Origin of the sequence: Corynebacterium sp. KPL4035 (assembly GCF_037908325.1) — a bacterium.
Taxonomy (GTDB): Bacteria; Actinomycetota; Actinomycetes; order Mycobacteriales; family Mycobacteriaceae; genus Corynebacterium; species Corynebacterium kefirresidentii.
Genome location: NZ_JBBMGF010000002.1, coordinates 236,874 through 256,524, shown reverse-complemented (window position 1 = coordinate 256,524; position 19,651 = coordinate 236,874). Strand labels below are relative to the sequence as shown.

Genomic DNA, 19,651 nt, shown 5'->3' with positions numbered 1-19,651 from the left:
ACGCGCGCCATCCAGGGAAGAATATGCATATAGCAGGATTTTTTACTACCGTTGAGCGGGTGTTAAGCAACCTCCTCGCCATCTTTTTCGCGCTCGCATCCGCGCTGACGGTTGCTTGGGGCACGGTCATCCGCCACCGCATTGCCCTCGACGCCGATGATTCGGTCATGCGCGCCGCCATGTCCAACCCCTTGTGGTGGGTGGGCACCGCGGCCGCCATTGGCGCCTATGGCCTGCAGGTCATCGCCCTCGGCTTTGGCACCCTGCTGGTGGTCCAGCCCATCTTGGTGCTGTCCTTAATGTTTACCCTCCCACTTTCGGCGTGGTATTCCGGCCGCAAAATGCCTTTCCACGAGGTCTTTTGGTCCATTGCATTGACCATCGCGGTGGGCATCATGGTCGTCTACGGCCGTCCGGTCGCAGGAAACCCTCGCCCGGAATGGAGCGATTGGTGGCCAGCACTCCTCGTGGGGTTGGTCACCCTCGCAATCTTGGGCGCGGCAGCCACGAAGCTGCCAGAGCAGCGGCCTTTAGCCTTGGGCACGGCCTGCGGCGTCATCTACGGCTTCGTCGCCCTGCTATCAAAGGCCGTGGTGGACATTTTCACCCACGAAGGCCTTAGCACGCTCCTGGCAAGCTGGCAGTTCTACGGCCTCATCGGTCTCGCGCTCACCGGCACCGTAGTGCAGCAATATTCCTTTAATGCCGGCCCCCTAGCCCATTCCCTGCCGGCCATGACCATCTTTGAACCCATCGTGGCCTTCGGCTTGGGCTACATGGTGCTGGGAGAGAAATTCCTCATCGATACGGCCGTCGGCTGGGCAATTATGCTCATCGCCCTTACCGTCATGGTGCTCTCCACCATCGTGCTCTCCCGCAGCCCGGTAAGCCAGCGCGGCTAAATGGCCCACTCAAATACGCCGAGCATATAGGCCGAAAACCACGCCCCGAACAGGGCCCAGGCGCCAACCGCCACGCTTGCCGACGTCCCCTTTTTCACCCACGGCAACAACACAATCACCGCCGGCAGGAGCAGCCGGGGCCGCGAGTGCATAATGCCATCAGAAAGCAGCACGTTCGCCATCAGCACCGCAGAGAATAGCCAGGCCGCTAACGGCAGGCGGCGCCATGCCAACACAAGGAAAACCGGGGCAGCGATCATCACGCCGGCGCTGAGCAGATATCCACCGTTAGTAGCCCCGCTAAGCGTCTCCCAAAGCCAGATAACCGTGGCTTTGCCGCCATCAAAGCTGGAGTTCCAATGTTCTTTCTGGATCCCAAAATAACCGCCAACTTCCTTGAGATGGCTGCTCGACCACCACAAATACCCCACCAGCGGCACGACCGAAAACACCACCGCGGCCCAGGCCCGCCAGTTCTTTCGCGCCCGCAGCAGCACCATGAACGCAAAGACCGCAACGAGATCCACCGCGGTAAGACGCACGAGTCCGGCTACAAAAATTAGTGCCGCGGCAGCCCACCATCGCTCCTCTACGAGCGCCACCACCGCCCATATGGCCAGGGCCCCAAAAAGCGCCTCGGTATACGGCATGGAAAACACGATGGACATCGGCGCACTGGTCACCACGACGGCACTGAGCACCTGGGCCCACTTCCCCATGCCCATGCGCGCAGCCAAGGCCATCACACCGGCAGCCAGCGCGATGCTAAAGAGCACATTAAGCGCAATGGCCGTGCCCGCTTCGTCGGTACCAAAAATGCTGCTTAACCCACGCACGAGGAAGGGGAATCCCGGGAAGAAGGCCATGGTCGTCTCATGGACCGGCCCATCCGTAGAAATATCCGCACCAAAGTACCCGCCGCGGGCGATTTCTACGTAGTGCTTAGCATCCCACTTATTGAGCAGACCCCACAGCTTATCGTCCTGCGCGGCGGCCACCGCTGCGAGTACGCCTACGCGCAATGCGGCTCCAATGAGTGCAACGAGTGCGGCAGGCGCCCACAAGGAACGCAATATGGATGATGTTTGGGGCTTGGCATGGCGGGGATTAGACACGAAAGGCATGGTACCCCACCACCACCGTGTCTCATTGAATGAAATCTCTTGCCGCACAGTGAGAAAGCCTGTAGTGTGACCGATATGACACAGCGGAATGACCTACTCCTTATCTGCCGCGGCGGGATTTCGGCCTAAGCACTGGCCAGCGCCCCGTCGCGGAGTCCGGCTGCCCAAGCCCAGCTGGCCGTCTTTCCCCATAGACACCAGAAAAGGAAACCCGCACCCCATGTCCCCCACCGACTCTTTTATCAGCGCCCCGCGCGACATCACCACCCCCACCGGCCCACGCCGCGAAGGACAACCCGCGTGGAATAAGCAGCGCGGCTCCGCCATGCCCCACGAGCGCTATCAACCCTTCGCCGTCGAGGTAGAAGACATCGACCTGCCAGACCGCACATGGCCCAGCCAGAAAATCACCCACGCTCCCCAGTGGTGTGCGGTGGATCTGCGCGATGGCAATCAAGCGCTGATTGATCCCATGAGCCCAGAGCGCAAGCACCGCATGTTCGACCTGCTGGTCAAGATGGGCTACAAAGAAATCGAGGTGGGCTTCCCCTCTGCCTCCCAAACCGATTTCAACTTTGTCCGCGAAATCATCGAGGGCAATAAAATTCCCGATGACGTCACCATTCAGGTCCTGGTACAGGCCCGCGATCACCTGATCCGCCGCACCTTTGAAGCTTGCGAGGGCGCCAAGAACGTCATCGTGCACTTTTATAACTCCACCTCGAAGCTGCAGCGCCGCGTAGTCTTCCGCAAAGACAAACCTGCCATTAAGAAGCTGGCCACCGATGCTGCCACACTCATTAAGTCCATCGCCGCCGACTACCCAGATACCACGTGGCGCTGGGAATACTCCCCAGAATCCTTCACCGGTACCGAGCTGGACTTCGCCCGCGAGGTCTGCGATGAGGTGGTAGACATCATGGATCCGTCCCCAGAGAATCCAATGATCATCAACCTGCCATCCACCGTGGAGATGATTTCGCCCAATATCTACGCCGATTCCATCGAATGGATGCACCGCAATCTTGCCCGCCGCGAGGACGTCGTGCTCTCACTGCACCCGCATAATGACCGCGGCGAGGGAATCGCCGCCGCCGAACTCGGCTTTATGGCGGGCGCGGACCGCATCGAAGGCTGCCTGTTTGGCAACGGCGAGCGGACCGGCAACGTCGATCTCGTCACTTTGGGCCTGAATATGCTCACCCAGGGTGTGGACCCGCAGATTGATTTCTCCGATCTGCCGCAGATTCGCGAAACCGTTGAATATTGCAACCAGCTGCGCGTGCCGGAGCGCCACCCCTATGGCGGCGAATTGGTCTTTACTGCGTTCTCCGGTTCCCACCAGGACGCAATTAATAAGGGCTTGGACGCGCTGGCAGCCACCATCCGCCCCGGCGCGAATAATACCGAGGTCTCGTGGGAAGAAATGCGCGAGGCCATCTGGGAGGTTCCTTACCTGCCCATCGATCCGAAGGACGTGGGCCGCGACTACCAGGCGGTCATCCGCGTCAACTCCCAGTCTGGCAAGGGTGGCGTTGCCTACATCATGAAGACCGATCACGGCATCAATATGCCGCGCGCCATGCAAGCGGAATTTTCCACCGTGGTCCAGGAAATCACCGACTCCGAAGGCGGCGAGGTCAATTCCAAAAACATGTGGGATATCTTCGCCACCGAATTCCTGGACCGCGAGACTCCGCTGGCCTTGGAGTCTTTCCATATGGACAATGCCCCAACAGAAGACGGGGATGCCTCCGTCACGGCCACCGTGGTTTTCCATGGGGAGAAGTCCACCGTCTCGGGCAGCGGTAACGGACCCATTGCGGCGTATGCCAACGCCCTGGAATCCCTGGGCATCGACTTCGAGGTCATGGAATACTCCCAGCAGTCTCGTTCCGCCGGTGACGACGCCGAGGCCGCCTGCTATATCGCCGCCGACGTCAACCAGAACAAGGTCTGGGGAGCGGGCATCGCCGGGTCCACCACGCGGGCTTCCATCAACGCGATTAACTCCGCCGTCAACCGCGCCCTGGCCTAGGCCTGCTCGCCGGCGCCGCGGCCCGGCGTGGTAGAAGGGTGGGTATGCCTTCTTCTACCTACCTCATACCGCACCGTGGCTTGGGCGCCGTGCAGGCCCTGCCCATCTACGATGCGCAGACGAAGGAAAACCGAGAGTTCACCGTCACCTTGGCACCCCGCCCGGACGGCGGGTTGGAGGTGCGTACCGACTCCACCATCGGGCAAATCACCAGCGCCGACCGCGCGGAGTATCCCGAAATAGATCTACTATTTCGCGCCGGGCTGACCCCTGCAGCCACCGCCGCGCCGGGGCCCGATGGCTCTCTGTCGCTGCTGCTGCCCCGGCCGGGCCTTTGCCTGCCGGCGAATAATCCGCCAGCGGGCCCGTGGACAATGCTGGGCTATGCCCCACCCATCGACATCACCGATCTTCCCGCGGATCTGGACATTCCCGCCCACGCCCGCATGCACGTATTGGTTACGCTCTCGCCCAGCACCACCGGTTCCGGCACCGATGCTTATTTGGGCCCGCAGTTTGTGGGGCGGTTGGAAGGGGTGGACGTCGCCAAGCAGGGCATAACCCTGGCCCACGCCTACCATGCGCCGCGCAGCACTGGCCGCGTGTTCAGCATCTATGCGGGGGCGCCGCTGCCGGATTCGAAGGAAGCCTCGCTTGCCGACGCCGCCCCTACCTCCCCCGCCGCCACCGAAACCTTCGAAACCACGAGCTTCCGCGCCATAAGCACCGATGACCACACACCCCGCCGCCGGTGGTGTCCCGCCGTCGTGGCCCTACTAGTGATTGCAGCGCTCATCGCCGTGCTCATTTTTATTCTGTAAAACTTTCGGGCAGGATAACACCCTTGTTCACCGGCCGGGGAAATTGGAAATGGCCCACGGCAGTGCCTAAAATACAGTGTTACTATTACCCCCTATCGAAAGGCCCCAATGACTTCGCTGGATTCCGCCACCTACGTGGTCCCTGACCACGGTTTTGGCGTGATCCATAATCTGCCCATCGAGGATGTTTCGCCAGAAGTTTTCAGCGAACTGCTCGAGTCCACCGCCGCAGAAGGCGGTTACCTCTCTGCGGAGCTCGGCCGCCGCACCGCCCAGGACGGCTTCGCGGTGTGGATCGGCGATTCTCTCCTTGGCCGTCTCAGCGCCGCCGATTCCCAGGCCTACGCACTCTTTGACTGGGTTCTCAGCGCCGGCCTACGCCCACGCGCCACCGCCCACGTGAGCATGACAGATGCCTCCGGCGAAGAGTGGCCCACGCTCAACCTGCTCCTGCCGGCACCGCACCTGTGCATCCCCGCCAATAACCCGCCGGCGCAGCGCTGGACCATGCTGCCGGGCGAGGCTGCCGCCACATTGACGGAGTTTTCCAAGGACGTCACTGGCTTTCCGCATACCGACGAGCACTACCTCGTCTCCTTGCGCACCCGTGGTTTCCTGCGGCGAAATACCGTTGATGTCTATGTCAATAGCATCTTCTTAGGCTCCCTCCCGCGCGATGCCGCCCGCGAGATTGCCCCCGCCGTGCTCGACTGCACCAAATCCGGCCGCCTCGCCATTGCCCACGGCTACTTCCACTACGACGCCGATGACCGCCCCGCGCTGACCATCTACGCGCACAACGCTGCCAATAGGCACCACGCCGGCCTAGTTCTGGGCGTTGTCGCCGGTGGCGCCGCCGTCATGTCCGCGGCCACCGCAGCCCGCGCACAGGCCGCAACCAGCGTTCCCAGCGGCCCCACTGCCGGAATCTCTGCCGCTGGCACCTCCTCCACAAGTGGTTTTGCCATCACCTCTGCCGCCAATGCCGCCGGCGTTTCTGGGGCCGTGACCTCGAATCTGCTGGCCGCAGCCGGTGTCGCCGTGCTAGTTGGTGGCGGCACCACCGTGGCTACCCACATGCTTAGTGAGGACGAAGCTCTTTCGGACACCCACTCGCATTCCACCGACGATTCTTCCCATTTCGATGGCATTGGTCCCAAGCGCCCCGCGCACCCCGCCACGCCCCGCATCCACGATGCTGGCCCCACCAGCGGTGTCGCCGCGCCATCCCGCGCGGATTCCCCGACCCAGCACCCGCTTGCCGACGCCCCCTCTGAGACACCACCGCAGCACCGCCACGCCCCCGCGCCCCAACCGTCTAAGCAGGCGCGGCCGACGCACACCCCTCAGACTGACCGTGCCACGACCCCTGCCGCCGGCCACCACGACAAGCACCGTGGCGAGCACCAGGGCCATGATTCCCAGGCAATTTCCCGCGCCGCCTCCGCCGCAGCCGCTGCCGCCGCCGCTGCGGCTAATAACGTCGAATCGACCCCGGCTTCGACTCCGGCCGCGGCGCCATCTTCCAGCTCTGAGCCGGCGCCGCAGCTAGCGGCGAAGGAGCCGACTGCAACCTCCACGTCTTCGTCATCGGCCGAGCCTTCCCAGACAACGCAGACCACGGAGCCCGCGCAAACCACGGCATCTACGGATTCTGCAACTTCGACGTCACCATCGAAGGCCACGACGTCGACGGAGGCTACCGCACCTGCCGAGCCGTCCGACCTACCTACTTCAAATACGCCTACTTCGGAAAAGACTTCGGCTGAAACGACCACAACTGAAGACGGCGCCACCACCTCGACGGATAAGCAGACGCCACTGCCCGCACCAGAGTCCTCAGAGCCAACGCCTGCGGAGCCGACTGCGCCTACAACGACATCTTCGTTATTGACCTCGGAGCCCCAGGCTGAGCCGACACCGGATACCACCGTGCCAAGCACCACTATCCCAGGTTCCGAACTCGAGCCAACGCCAGAGCCGGAAACTACTGTCCCAACGACGACGATCCCTGGCTCGGAAATCGTGCCCACCCCGGAGCCAGAACCAGAGGTCGAACCGGAACTGCCCACGGGAGACCGCGGCGCGCCGGACGGCTCGGATGAGCCCCTCGTACCGCTCGAACCAGAAGAACCGACAGAGCCGGAAGAGCCGAAAGAGCCGGCTGAACCGCAGCAGCCAGAGACACCGGGGCACCCTGAAGAACCTGAGGAACAAACAACCCCGCCGAAGGTCATTGTCGTCGTTGTAGAAGATTAAGCGGCGCGCCCTGTCCCCCTGCACGAAATGCGGGATACTACACTGAGTTTAATGAACAACACACCTGGCCCCTCCCCGCAGCACCCGTCGGCGTCGGCCCCAGCGCCGTCGCCCGCGACGGTAGCTTCGCGCCACGCGGCCAGGTCCACAGCGCCCAAACCAGGCATGGAACAGCGCCGCACTAAGCCCCGCCGTGCGGTCCGTGCCTCCGGTGAGCCAGACGCCCCGAAACCCAAGCCGAAACCGAAACCGCACCCACCGGCCCAGCAACAGCCGCAGCAGGCCGACTCGCCCAACGACGCAGCGGACTTTCCCTATGTGGCGCTGACCATCCAGACCACCGGCATCCATCCCAGCACCGGGCGCATCGTTACTATCGACGCCATTGCGTTCAACGACACCAGCGAGCAGGGCCAGCAATTCCACGCCGTCCTCAAGCCCGATATCGATGCCGGGCCGCGCCACCTCCACGGGCTGAGCACCACCGATATTGAGCAGGCGCCAGCTTTTGGCAAGATCCTCAAATCGCTGGACAAGCTTATTGACGGCCGCACACTCATCGTCCACGATCTCCCCTATACCTGGGGTTTTCTCGTCGCCGAAGCCCGCCGCGCCATGATGGCCGCCGCCCGCCAAAATCGCGCGCGCAACCGCGGCCGCAACAAGGGCCGCCGGCGCCGCCAGAAGGTCGGACACGTCCCCACCCCCGTTCGCATCATCGATACTTTGGCCACCTCCTATGCGCAGCAGGTGCGGTCGAATGATGTGCGTTTAGGGGGCGTCGCTAAGCAGAGCGGCTTGGACGCTTCGCCACAGGCCTCGGTAGAGCGCGCCAAGCGGCCCGAACCCGAGACTTCGCGCGAACAAACCGAACTACTCATCGCGCTCTACCGCAAGCAACGAGGCGGCACAGTGCGCAGCTATGCGCCCGAGGACGTGCGCGCCGACCGCTTCGGCCTGCAACGCTCCCACGTGCGAGTCGACGCTGCCGAAGCCCCCGTCCAACACCACAACCCCGGCAAATACGAGCCGGGCAAGGAACTGCGCCGCGGCATGGAAATCGTAGTCGCTCCGGAAATCCTCGAGGACCCGGACACCATCATCGCCGCGCTCATGCGTGAGAAGCTCAATTATTCTGAGAAGCTCACCCGCGAATCCTCGCTGGTCGTGTGCAACGTGACCACTGACTTGGTGGGAAAACCCATGCACGCCCACCGCAAGGGCATTCCGCTGATGTCCGATACCGCGTTTCTTGACGCCCTCACCCGCATCGAAGACGCCGTCCCGGAACCCGAATCCGGCAAACCCACGCCCCGGCCCCAACGCTCTTCCCACAACAACAAAAAAGGCGGCGCTAAGAACCAAAAGCGCCGCCGTCGCCGGGGCGGCCGCGGTGGTCGCGGCAGGGGCCGACGAAATTCTGGCGGCTCGGCGGGGAAAAAGAACGACTAAGCCGCCCGCGCGACTACCCTAGGGGACATGAGTTTTAGAGTCCCGGGTGCGCTGAGGAAGTTGCGCACCACCACCGCCACTACCGCCGCGAAGCTGGCTACCACCGCTTCCCGCGCCACCGGCCGTGGCGCCGGCGGAATGATCGGTGGTCTAATCGCCAATGCCATTGACCCTTCCATCATGACCAACCTGGGTGGTGGGCGCCCGGCCGTGCTGGTGACCGGCACCAACGGCAAGTCCACCACCACCCGCATGCTGGCCGCCGCAGTCCGCGCCGAGCACACCGTAGCCACCAACGACGGCGGTGACAACATGGATGCCGGCATCATCTCCGCACTCATGGCCGGCAAGGACGCCTCCCACCTGGTACTCGAGGTGGACGAGCTCCACGTGCCCCACGTAGCCGATAACCTGAACCCGCAGGCGCTGGTTCTGCTCAACCTCACCCGCGACCAGCTCGACCGCGTGGGCGAGATTAATAAGATCGAGCGGGCCCTGCGCGGCGCCGTAGAGGCCCACCCGGACATGCTCGTCATCGCCAACTGCGATGACGTTTTGATGACCTCCGTGGCCTATGACGCCAAGAATGTCATCTGGGTTTCGGCCGGCGCCGGCTGGCTCGGCGATTCCGTTACCTGCCCGCGCACCGGCGGGCACGTCGTGCGCACCGAGGATGACTGGTACGCCGTCAAGCCGCTTGCCGACGGCCGCGAATTCCGCCGGCCGCAGCCAACGTGGGGCGTCGATAAGCATGGCATTATCACCCCCACCGCTAAACGCCCCCTGAACCTGGCACTGCCTGGCCGTGCTAACCGGGGCAACGCGGCCCAAGCCATCGCTGCCGCCGTCGCAGGCTTCGGCGTGGACCTCGACAAAGCCATTGCGGCCGCCGAAAGCATCGATGATGTGGCCGGTCGCTACTCCACCATTCACTGGCGCGGCCGCGAGATTCGCTTGCTGCTGGCCAAGAACCCGGCCGGCTGGCAAGAAGCGCTGTCCATGGTGGACCGCAGCGCCGATGGCTTGATCATCGCCACCAACGGCCAGGTGGCCGATGGCATTGACATGTCCTGGCTGTGGGACGTGAAATTCGAAGGCTTCAATGGCCTCAGCGTGAAGGCCGCCGGCGAGCGCGGCACCGACCTGGCGGTGCGCCTGGTCTACGCCGATATCTCCCACGAGCTCATCCCGGATCCGCTCGATGCGCTCGCCGCCTGCCCGGAGGGTCGCATCGAGGTCCTCGCCAACTACACCGCCTTCCGCGATTTGAAGAAGGCGCTTTCCAAGGAGGCCACCAATGCTTAATATCGGCCTAGTGCTTCCCGACGTCCTCGGTACCTACGGCGACGACGGCAACGCCCTCGTCCTGCGCCAGCGCGCCCGCATGCGCGGCTTCGAAGCGGAGATTCACCCGATCCGCTTGGGCGAGCCCGTGCCCGAGATGCTGGATATCTACACCCTCGGCGGCGGCGAAGATACCGCGCAGATCCTGGCCGCGGACCACCTGATTTCCGATGGTGGCCTGAGCCGCGCCGCCAACGCCGGCCGCCCGGTCTTTGCCATTTGTGCTGGCCTGCAGGTCCTGGGTGAGTCCTTCCGCGCCTCCGGTCGCATCATCGACGGCGTCGGCCTGCTCGATGCCACCACGGCCGGCATGCAGGACCGTGCCATCGGCGAGGTGGCTTCCGAACCCACCCGCGCTGGCGTTACCGCGGACCTCACAGAGCCGCTCACGGGCTTTGAAAACCACTTGGGCGCTACCATCCTTGGCCCCTCCGCGCAGCCCCTCGGCACGCTCACCCGTGGCAATGGCAATGCAGACCAGGCCGCCACCGCCGACCTTGCCGATGGCTCCACCCAGCGCACCTACGAAGGCGCCGTCCAAGGCAGCGTCATCGCCACCTATATGCACGGCCCGGCGCTGGCCCGAAACCCGCAGCTGGCCGATCTCCTCCTCGCCCAAGCGATGGGCGTGACCCTCGCGGATCTTGAGCCGCTTGAAATTCCGGCCGTTGACCGCCTGCGCGTCGAACGTTTCAACGCCTCCGAGCCCCCGCGCTCCCAAAGATAGGCCCATAACTGTGGATAACTGCGCCCGACGGCCCTGAAACCCCGAGTTATCCACAGGCCCGGCCGCTGCCCCTTGTAGCCGCGCATCCCACGCCAATAGGCTGCGGGGCATGACGTTATTGGAGCAGCTGGGCGACATCGCTAAGCGCGGCGTGGATCTTCTCGAAGAGGTCCACGCCGCCTCCAGCCTGCCCCTGCCCGCGGACCAAGCGCGCACCCTGCGCCGGACCGCCGCGGCCTTTCTCTCGCCCACCAGCCATTCGCGCTACCAAGCCCGCGCACTGGCCGCCGCGCGCCGCAATCACCACTGCCTAGAGACCCTCGCGCTCATCGCCCGTCGCTCGCGCAGCATTAGCGACCCCACCAAGCGCTGGCAATTCCGCGAGCAGCTCTGCGCCACCGCCGGCACCACCGCGCACGTCTCGCGCGCGGCTACCCGTCTGCTGCGCGAATTCAACCCTCCGCCCGAGCGCGAAGACGGCGGACGCCGGATTATGCACGGGGAGAAAACCACCCTGAGTTTCACCGGCCCCGCCGCACAAATGGCCGATATCTGGGCCGCCGCTAAATCCGACCCGCTGGCCTGGCTTAACGGCTCCCGCGCCACCGCGCCCGCTACCGTGACCACCAATGTCATCATCGAGCTGCCGGAGTATCTGAAAATCCTCGCTGGAAACGGCGAGGATATCCGCCTCGCTATGACCAACGGCGCCACCATCACCGGCGCCGAACTAGTCCGCCGCACCCTAGCCGGCGCGGGACTCTTCACGCTCATCCATCCCGAGCGCGGCCCGGTCAACCTCTACCGCACCCGGCAGGCCTCCGCCAAGCAACGCCGCATGCTCGAGGCCGAAGGCGCCCGCTGCGCCTGGCCCGCTTGCCGACGCCCCGCCTCCGAATGCCAAGCCCACCACCTCATCGAATACTCCCGCGGCGGCCACACCCATCCTGAGAACATGACGCTATTGTGCCCGTACCACAACTCCATCAACGGGCTGCCGGGCCGCGGCCGGATGGCGCGCATTCGGGGCCGGATCGCCTGGCTCCCGCCCGCTAGCCAGGACAGGCATACACACATAGGGCACAGCAACGAACCCGACAACAGGCGCAGCGGGCGCAGCAGCAGATGCAGCACGACGACAAAGGAGGCGCACGGCCCGCCGGTATTCACCGGCCGAGCGCGAACCGGGCCTACGGCCGCCGTGCCCTAGCCGCTGTAGCTCCGCATTCGCCCAGTACTGGCCAGGGCGCTCAACGTGCTATATGGTCAGGCGGCCGGAAAGCGCGCGAGACAAGGTGAGCTCGTCCACAAACTCCAAATCGCCTCCGAGCGGCATGCCGGAGGCCAACCTGGTGATCTTCAAATCAGGGAAGTCGCGCAGCAAGCGCACCAGGTATGCGGCGGTCGCCTCGCCCTCCGTATTGGGGTCGGTGGCGAGGATGACTTCGTGGATGGTGGGGGTGGCGTCGTAAAGCGGGGTTTCGGGGGTGGAGTCTGCAAGCTCTCGGTCCGGCAACACGCCGCCTAGGCGCTGCAGCAGTGTGGAGATATTCAAATCACGCGGACCCACATTCGCCAGCGGGTCCAACGCGCCGCCCAAAACGTGATAGCGGCCCTCATACTCGCCGGTGCGCTCAATAACCTGGATATCCTTAGGCTCCTCGACCACGCAGATAGTAGAGGCGTCGCGCTGCGAGTTAATGCAGATGCGGCAGACATCCTCACGCGAAATATTGCAGCAAATGCGGCAGAAGGTCACGCCGTCGCGCACCGCGCCCAGCGCGTTTTGCAGCCGCTCGATGTCCTCGGGTTCCATGTGCAAAACGTGAAACGCGATGCGCTGCGCCGACTTCGGGCCGATTCCCGGCAGGCGCGAAAACTCGTCGATGAGGTCTTGCAGAGGTCCTTCAAACATCAATTACTCCCAAAATCGGCAAAAGCCGCCGCCCCACCCCGGGGCAACGGCCTTATATCGTATCGCGCGGGCTACTGGTTGCCGCCGAAGACATCCTCAAAAGACGGGCCACCCTGGCCACCCATGCCCTGGGACAGCGGGCCAATCTTTTCCTGTGCCAGGCGTCCGGCCGCAGCGTGGGCCTCCTTGAACGCACCCATAACCAGGTCCTGCAGCGTATCGACGTCCTCTGGATCCACGATGGACTTATCAATCTGCAAGTCCACGAGCTCGGCGCCGCCAGTCATGGTCACCTTGACTAGGCCATTGCCTGCCTGGCCCTCGACGTTGGTAGCGAGGATTTCTTCTTGCGCCTTCTGCAAATCCGCCTGCACCTGCGCGGCCTGCGCGATGAGGTCGTTCATGTCATTTGCCTGCTGCATTGGGTCTTGGTCAGCCATGGTGTTTCCTTTCTAAATCAACTTTAAATTTCGCTACCGCCCGAGTGTACCGTGCTCGCCGCCTAGGCACGCCGCGCGCCTAGTTCCCGCTCCAGCAATTCCATAGCTACCTCGGTAGCGCTGCGATGATCCATTTCACCGGTGGACTGCGCGGCCTCCATCATGTCGCGTTCTTCGTCATCGCGGGTATAGGCCGGCGGTTCCTCGGGCGGTACCTCATCGGGCTCCGGCTCGGGTTCGGGCGGCAGCGGCACGCCGTTGCTGAACTGCGATTCATCGCGCTGCTTGGCGGCCTGCGTCGCCCGTGCGATGCGCGAGCGCCAGCCCGGCGTGTTTTCCTGCTTACTCTCCGCCTCCTGGTCGTCGGCAGGCTCGCGCGCGGGCTGATTCGGTGTCCACGCCTCCTTGCGCTGCGCCGGCCGTGGGGCATTGAAACCGGCGGTCTTCGGGTCAGTGCCTACCACGCAGGTCACGGCCACATCGCGCTGGAACTCCTCCTTGAGTACCCCCACGATAACGGCGTTATTGGCGGGCGCATTGATTCGCTCGGCAAGGGCACCGGTGGTGTGTCCCAGCGTTAGCGTGCCATCGCGGAAGCCAAGCACGCGGGCTTCGGCAAGCATAATTTCCGCTACCTTATTCCGCTTTCCGACGCTCCCCCTCAACGCCACCCATTTCTCCCTCACGGCTTCCGCAAAGTCGCCTTCCGGCTCTTGCGTTGCCTGCGGTTGCGCCGTTTCCGACACTCTTTCCGACGCCGTCTCCGCAGCGGGCTGGCCCCCAGATCGCGCCGTTGCTTCCTGGGCGGATTCCTCCGCGCGGGCCGGTACGGGTTTCTCCAATGGCTCGCGCTGCTCCTGCCGCCCCTGCTGGGCCGGCGCCGACTGCGGTATGCGCCGTTCGCGCTGCCACGGATCCTGGGACTCTTGCGGCTCCGGCTCCGACTGCGGCTGCGGCTCTACCTGCGGCTGCTGTTGTTGCTGCGGGGTTTGCTGCTCGGTGGACGATTGTGCGGTCTTAGCCGGGGGCTGGGTTTGCGTTTGCGGCTGAGGGGCGGGCTCAGAGCCAGCGGAGTGCTGCTCCTGGGACTTGGCGCGACGGCGCGCGATAATGGCGGCCGCAGCGGACTGGGGGTCTTGGGCACCTGCGACAGCTGAGGTTGCCGCGGCGGCACCGCCCGGGGTCGCAGGGCCGGCAGGCACGGGCGCTCCGGGTGCGGCCGCGGGGACGGTGGCGCCGGTGGCCGCGGGGCCGGTGGACCCGATAAGCAGGTGCGCGCACATGATTTCCAGCAGCAAGCGCGGCGAGGTCGCACCGGTGAGATCGCTGATGCGGTCGTTGACCGTGGATGCCAAGTAGGTCAGCTGCGGGCCGGAAAAACGCTGCGCCTGGGCGGTAAGCACAGAAGCGCGGTCGGTGGGCGCGGAGACGAGGCCGGCCTCGATAGCGCCGGGCACGGCCTGCAGGATCATCAGATCGCGCAGGCGGTCGAGCAAATCGATAGCGAAGCGACGCGGGTCGTGGCCGGCCTCGATGACATGGTCCACCATCGCGAAGAGGCCGGGTTTGTCTTGGTTGGCGAGGGTGTCGATGGCGTCGTCAAGCAGCGAAACATCAGTGACACCCAAAAGCGGCCGGGCGAGGTCATAGGTCAGGCCATCGGGCCCGGCACCGGCCAGCAGCTGGTCCAGCAAGGACAACGTATCGCGCGGGGAACCACCGCCCGCCTCAATGACCATGGGGTATACGGCGTCCTCGACATGCACGCCCTCGGCCGCGACGGTGCGCTGCAGCAAGCCCTTCATGGCCGGCGGGGTCAGCAAGCGGAAGGGATAGTGGTGGGTACGCGAGCGAATGGTGCCGATAATTTTCTCCGGCTCCGTGGTCGCGAAGATGAAAATGACGTGCTCCGGCGGCTCCTCCACTACCTTGAGCAGCGCGTTAGCGCCGGAGGGCGAAATCATATGCGCCTCGTCGATGATGAAGATGCGGTAGCGCGATTCGGCCGGCGCGTAGTAGGCGCGATCGCGCAGCTCCCGCATGTCTTCCACGCCATTATGCGAGGCGGCGTCAAGCTCCGTCACGTCCAAGTTTCCGGGGCCGCCGGGGGCTAGGGAGACGCAGGAATCGCACTTGCCACACGGCGTCGAGGTCGGCCCGTGCTCGCAGTTGAGCGAACGGGCCATAATTCGCGCCGAGGAGGTCTTGCCGCAGCCGCGCGGGCCGGAAAAGAGATAGGCGTGGTTGATGCGCCCTGCATCGAGGGCGGCGGATAGCGGCGTAGTGACCTGCTCTTGGCCCACGACCTCCGCGAACGTTGCTGGACGGTATTTCCGGTATAAAGCCACGGTTAGCCAGTTTACCGGCTAACCCTCGCGCGACCAGTCCAGCAGGTCAATGCCCTGCTCGGCCACTGCCCCCTGCAGCTTGCCGACGCCCTCTTCTACCCCAAACGCATATTCCGAATCCGTCAGCATGACCAGCTGCAGGATGAGGGTCAGGCGGCCCTCTTCGCGAAATTGCGGGGTCTGCCCGCCCCACAGGTACGGCGCGATGAAGAGTCCGTGGTGCACGGTAATTCCCGGCGCGTCGAGGATGGACGGCAGCATCACGCCCGGCTGCGCCGGAAGCAGACCGTCGGCCTTCTCGAAAGTATCGGCCGCGGCATTTACGGCGGCAGCCACCTCGGGCTGCCCGGTACGCGCCACCGTCAACAGCTCGCAGCGCACATCGGTGCCGTCGTCCTGGCTCTGCAAGCCGGTGTCGGTGTTGTTGAAGGTGGTGGTGAGGGCGAGCGATTGGGCGTCGGCAAGCGCGGCGAGGCCTAGCCGGCGCTCATCGACGTAGCGGAACTCCAGTGGCGCCGGGATAATCTCGCTCAGCCACAGGGCAGACTCGTCGGCGTTGATTTTAGGCCCCCAGCTTCTCCACGGCGGCAAGCAGCACACAGGTAGCGACGCCGTCCATCGCGGTCTCGACCTCTTCCTGCGGCGGCAGGGTTGGGGCGAGGCGGATATTGCGGTCATTGTCGTCCTGGCCATAAGGGAAGGCCGAGCCCGCCTGGGTAAGCAGGATGCCGGCGTCGCGCGCAAGCTCCCAGACGCGGTTGGCGGTGCCGTCGACAACGTCGAGGGAGATGAAGTAGCCACCCTTCGGGTTGGTCCACTGCGCCACCTCGTACTCGCCCAGGCGCTTTTCCAGGATGCGCAGCACCGCATCGAACTTCGGCTTAATCAGCGCGGCGTGGCGGCGCATCACCGCGCGCACCCCTTCTGCGGAGCCGAAGAACTCGTGGTGCGCCAGCTGGTTAATCTTATTCGGGCCGATGCCGCGAATGCCGGCATGCTCTAGGTACCACTCGAGGTTATCCTCCGAGGTGCCGAAGAAACCCACTCCCGCGCCCGCGAAGGTGATCTTCGAAGTGGACGACATGGCCCAGAAGCGGTTCGGGTGGCCTTCTTCCGCGGCGATATCCAGAATCGGCAGAATTTCCGGGAACTCTTCAGTCAAGGTATGCACGGCGTAGGCGTTATCCCACACGATGCGGAAATCCGGTGCGCCGGCCTGCATGCGGGCGAGGCGGCGGGCCTTGTCCTCAGAAATCACGGCGCCGGTGGGGTTGGCGAACATCGGCACCACCCACATGCCCTTGACTGTCGGGTCCGCCACCAGCTTTTCGACGGCCTCTACATCCGGCCCGTCTTCTTCCATCGGCACCGTCACCAGCTCGAAGCCAAATTGCTCCGTGATGGCAAAGTGGCGGTCATAGCCCGGCACTGGGCAGATCCACTTGAGTTTTTCTTCCTTGCTCCACGGCTGCGCGGAATCATTGGTGCCGAAGAGGAACGCCCAAGAAATCAGGTCAAACATGATGTTCAGGGAGGAAGAATCTGCGGCCACGAGCAGCTCGGGGTCCATGTTGGTCAGCTTGCCCCAGATGTCGCGCAGTTCCTTGATGCCCTTTTGGTTGCCGTAGTTACGCAGGTCGTTTCCGGCCGCGTCGGTGTAATGGCCCTGGCCTGGCAGGGCGAGGAGATCGTTGGAGAGGTCTAGCTGCGCCTTCGCTGGCTTGCCGCGGGTCAAATCCAGTTTCAGGCCCTTAGCTTTAAGGTCCTCGTAGTCCTTACGGACCTGAGCGGCGAGCTCAGTTAGTTCGGACGATTCCAAAGTAAGAAGCGACATGCGTATGTCTACCTTCCATGTATAGGGCGACTTTTAGCCCCCAATAGTAACGCACGCCATACAAAAAGGGGACCCCGCGCACCCGTCAGAGCCTCCTGACCCTTGCTGCATTCCTGCCCTGGGGGAGTTCAGAGGATGGACGCCACGCGGAATCCTGCCCCACACTTTAACGCCCGAGCGCCGGTTTAGCCAAATGGGACTCCGGCCGCGCAGCCCTCCGCCGCTCGCGGGTACCGCTCTCGATACCTAGCCACCACACAACGGTTAAAATTCCCCGAAAACACGCCCTGACCTGGCGATTGGTAAAATAATTGCCACGACTGCTAATGTTTCTTCTCGGAGGATTCGACTAGCGGCCTATGTCACACGCCTGGAACGCGTGCGGGGTTCACGCCCCTCGTGGGTTCAAATCCCACATCCTCCGCCACAGGAAATCCCGGTTCCTGCTGCATAGCAACGGAGCCGGGATTTTTGTTATACCTGCGCTCGGCCGCGCTAGCCGACGCCGCGCTAGCCGCTAATCGATGACCGGCGGTTCGTAGCCGTCTTCTTTTAGCCACGCAATATGCGGCGGGGTGTTCATGCCCCACTCAGTGCGCGCCCAGAGGAAGGCCTGGGCGACCTCGGCCTCGGGATAGCCTCCGTCGCGCAGGTACTGCCGGAAGCCGTTCGGGCCTGAGTCTTTGATCCACAGCCAGACGTAGTCGTCGAGGGAGTCGTCGGCAAGCAAGCCTTCCATCCCTTCTGGAACGTATTCACGCTCGGTGCGCACGCGGTCCGCTAGGTCCTGGTCAAGGAAGTCGTAGAGGTAATCCAGCGCGTCCTCAAGCTGCGCATAGTCGAAGGCATTCATGCCGCCCAGCCTAGTGGCGCTTGGTGCCTAGGACCATGCGGTCGATTTCTTCCAGCACCTCGTCCACGATGGCCGGGTTATAGGCGCGGTAGCCGCGCATGCGCAGCAGCTCCTCCTGTGCCGCCGTCAGAGCGGTCCGGCGGGCCTCCAGAGCTACGTGGCGGAACTGCCAGGCGCGTTGCTTGCGGGAGTCTTCGGAAACATCCTCGCCATCACCAATCCGGTCTTCCAGCCATTGGATAACGTTGGCGGAAATTTCCGGATCCACCTTTTCGGCGTCGGGTGCGATATGCCCATCCGGCCGGAAGTTCGACAGTGCCTCGATGCTGGCCGCACGCGCACGGCCAACCACGGCAGCGCGCATCTTATCGCTGGCAATCTGGGAGGCTTCCGTGAGGTCGAGTCGCTCCATCAACCACGGCAAGAGCAGGCCGGGCACCACCATCGTGGCCAGCAAGACCGTCAACGCGATGACGGCGAGCTCATGGTGGAAACTAAACACGCCCGCCGGGATGGACAAAACCAGCGCCAAAGTGACAAGTCCACGCATGCCGGACCACGTCATCAGCAGTACCTCTTGCAGGCGCAGCGGCGCAACCCGTGGGCGGCCGCGGGAGACGTTGATGCGGTAATAGGCATACATCCACACCAAACGGACAACAAAGGCCACGAGGGACAAGATGACGCCCACGACCACCGAATGCCACAGGTCCGAGCCCACTTCGCCGATGGCGGTATTGACCGTCAGGCCAATGAGTCCGAAGGCCACGCCAGTAAAGAGCAGTTCGATGGTCTCCCAGAAGGACTGACCGGATAGGCGGTCCTCGGCCTGGATATCGGCCCGGGAATTAAGTTCTACGGCCGCGATGACCACGGCGATAACGCCGGAGGCACCGAGTTCCTCCGCGATGAGGTAGACGGCAAACGGCGTCACCCAGGTCAGCGCGTTGCGCGCGGTGACGTCGTGGACGTGGGTGATAAACAGTGCCACCAGCCGGCCGACGATCCACCCCAGGCCGCCCGCGACGAATGCAGAGTAGAAGAAGTTCAGCACGCCGCCGCCAAAGGAGAGCTCATCGCCTTGGGTTACGGCCGTCAAGGCAAGATTGAAGGCGACGATAGAGGCGGCATCGTTAAACAGGCCTTCGGTCTGCAAGGTGGTGATGATGCGCCGCGGGATGCCGGCGGGCTCGGCCACGGCATCGACTGCGACGGGGTCCGGTGGGGCGATGGCCGCACCGATGAGGATGGCCGCAGCCAGGCTGATACCGGGCAGGAAGGCATAGGCCGTGAAGCCAACGGCCAGCGTGGTGGCGACCACCAAAAGCACGGATAGGCTCAAGATAGTCACCCATTGTTCACGGATAACGCCCCACGAGGTGCGCCGGGCCAGCGCCCACAGCAGCGGCGGCAGGAAAATCGGCAGGATGAGCTCGGTGGGCGGCTCAAACCTGGGTAGCCCCGGCACGAAGACGGCGCAGGCAGTAATGATCGTCAGCAACGCCGGCCACGGCAGCCCAATCTTGTCACCGATGGCGACGACGAATACGGTCAGCAGCATGAGCCCAATGAGCACCAGAAGAACGTCCATGGG

General features: G+C 63.9%; 16 protein-coding genes, 1 tRNA gene and 1 other RNA gene. 9 read left to right on the top strand and 9 right to left on the bottom strand.

Going from position 1 to position 19,651, the window contains the following annotated elements; all coding sequences use genetic code 11:
- Nucleotides 1-23 precede the first annotated feature (23 nt).
- A complete protein-coding gene (locus tag WMP96_RS03070) occupies nt 24-902 on the top strand; it encodes a DMT family transporter (protein ID WP_023020396.1) in 879 nt (292 codons plus the stop codon).
- On the opposite strand, the gene WMP96_RS03065 is transcribed toward WMP96_RS03070, so the two are convergent.
- On the bottom strand, nt 899-2,026 hold the full coding sequence (locus tag WMP96_RS03065; protein ID WP_034656182.1) for a mannosyltransferase family protein: 1,128 nt from the start codon (nt 2,024-2,026) through the stop codon (nt 899-901). The two genes, WMP96_RS03070 and WMP96_RS03065, sit on opposite strands and share 4 nt — an antisense overlap.
- Before the next feature lie 220 nt (nt 2,027-2,246).
- Here WMP96_RS03065 and leuA point away from each other — a divergent pair, with 220 nt between their 5' ends.
- From leuA to WMP96_RS03030, 7 genes are all read left to right on the top strand, one after another.
- Nucleotides 2,247-4,064, top strand: coding sequence for a 2-isopropylmalate synthase (gene leuA / locus WMP96_RS03060; RefSeq protein ID WP_301715852.1), 1,818 nt, complete (start codon nt 2,247-2,249; stop codon nt 4,062-4,064).
- Between the two features lie 44 nt (nt 4,065-4,108).
- Nucleotides 4,109-4,885, top strand: a complete 777-nt coding sequence (locus WMP96_RS03055) for a hypothetical protein (RefSeq protein WP_340432133.1) — start codon at nt 4,109-4,111, stop codon at nt 4,883-4,885.
- A gap of 108 nt (nt 4,886-4,993) precedes the next feature.
- Nucleotides 4,994-7,144: a hypothetical protein gene (locus tag WMP96_RS03050; protein WP_301715854.1), complete on the top strand. Its 2,151-nt coding sequence runs from the start codon at nt 4,994-4,996 to the stop codon at nt 7,142-7,144.
- 51 nt (nt 7,145-7,195) lie between these two features.
- The gene (locus WMP96_RS03045; protein WP_301715855.1) at nt 7,196-8,596 is read left to right on the top strand and encodes a DNA polymerase III subunit epsilon; all 1,401 of its coding nucleotides are present in this window, start codon (nt 7,196-7,198) and stop codon (nt 8,594-8,596) included.
- Nucleotides 8,597-8,623: 27 nt separating this feature from the next.
- Nucleotides 8,624-9,901, top strand: a complete 1,278-nt coding sequence (locus WMP96_RS03040) for a Mur ligase family protein (protein WP_239207834.1) — start codon at nt 8,624-8,626, stop codon at nt 9,899-9,901.
- Complete coding sequence (locus WMP96_RS03035; protein WP_239207833.1) at nt 9,894-10,667, top strand: type 1 glutamine amidotransferase; 774 nt, start codon at nt 9,894-9,896, stop codon at nt 10,665-10,667. Before WMP96_RS03040 ends, WMP96_RS03035 begins: the two co-directional genes overlap by 8 nt.
- 109 nt (nt 10,668-10,776) lie before the next feature.
- Complete coding sequence (locus WMP96_RS03030; protein ID WP_301715856.1) at nt 10,777-11,877, top strand: HNH endonuclease signature motif containing protein; 1,101 nt, start codon at nt 10,777-10,779, stop codon at nt 11,875-11,877.
- Between the two features lie 48 nt (nt 11,878-11,925).
- On the opposite strand, the gene recR is transcribed toward WMP96_RS03030, so the two are convergent.
- The 6 genes from recR to ffs all read right to left on the bottom strand — a co-directional run bounded on the left by recR (nt 11,926) and on the right by ffs (nt 17,363).
- Nucleotides 11,926-12,582: a recombination mediator RecR gene (recR, locus tag WMP96_RS03025; protein WP_023020387.1), complete on the bottom strand. Its 657-nt coding sequence runs from the start codon at nt 12,580-12,582 to the stop codon at nt 11,926-11,928.
- Between the two features lie 71 nt (nt 12,583-12,653).
- Nucleotides 12,654-13,022 (bottom strand): YbaB/EbfC family nucleoid-associated protein, encoded by a 369-nt coding sequence (locus WMP96_RS03020; protein ID WP_023020386.1) that lies wholly within the window; start codon nt 13,020-13,022, stop codon nt 12,654-12,656.
- Nucleotides 13,023-13,084: 62 nt separating this feature from the next.
- The gene (locus WMP96_RS03015; protein ID WP_340432132.1) at nt 13,085-15,370 is read right to left on the bottom strand and encodes a DNA polymerase III subunit gamma and tau; all 2,286 of its coding nucleotides are present in this window, start codon (nt 15,368-15,370) and stop codon (nt 13,085-13,087) included.
- Between the two features lie 18 nt (nt 15,371-15,388).
- On the bottom strand, nt 15,389-15,970 hold the full coding sequence (locus WMP96_RS03010) for a hypothetical protein (protein WP_239207830.1): 582 nt from the start codon (nt 15,968-15,970) through the stop codon (nt 15,389-15,391).
- Entirely contained in the window at nt 15,933-17,204 is a 1,272-nt protein-coding gene (locus WMP96_RS03005; RefSeq protein ID WP_239204869.1) for an aminotransferase class I/II-fold pyridoxal phosphate-dependent enzyme, read from the bottom strand. The genes WMP96_RS03010 and WMP96_RS03005 overlap by 38 nt, the downstream gene beginning before the upstream one ends.
- Before the next feature lie 60 nt (nt 17,205-17,264).
- An RNA gene (gene ffs / locus WMP96_RS03000) (signal recognition particle sRNA small type) lies at nt 17,265-17,363 on the bottom strand.
- 179 nt (nt 17,364-17,542) lie between these two features.
- Between ffs and WMP96_RS02995 the strand changes: the two genes are divergently transcribed.
- A tRNA-Ser gene (locus WMP96_RS02995) sits at nt 17,543-17,631 on the top strand.
- A 90-nt stretch (nt 17,632-17,721) separates the two neighbouring features.
- Here the strand turns inward: WMP96_RS02995 and WMP96_RS02990 are convergent.
- Entirely contained in the window at nt 17,722-18,057 is a 336-nt protein-coding gene (locus tag WMP96_RS02990; RefSeq protein WP_023020382.1) for a hypothetical protein, read from the bottom strand.
- A 10-nt stretch (nt 18,058-18,067) separates the two neighbouring features.
- Complete coding sequence (locus tag WMP96_RS02985; RefSeq protein WP_023020381.1) at nt 18,068-19,648, bottom strand: cation:proton antiporter; 1,581 nt, start codon at nt 19,646-19,648, stop codon at nt 18,068-18,070.
- Between the last annotated feature and the right edge of the window lie 3 nt (nt 19,649-19,651).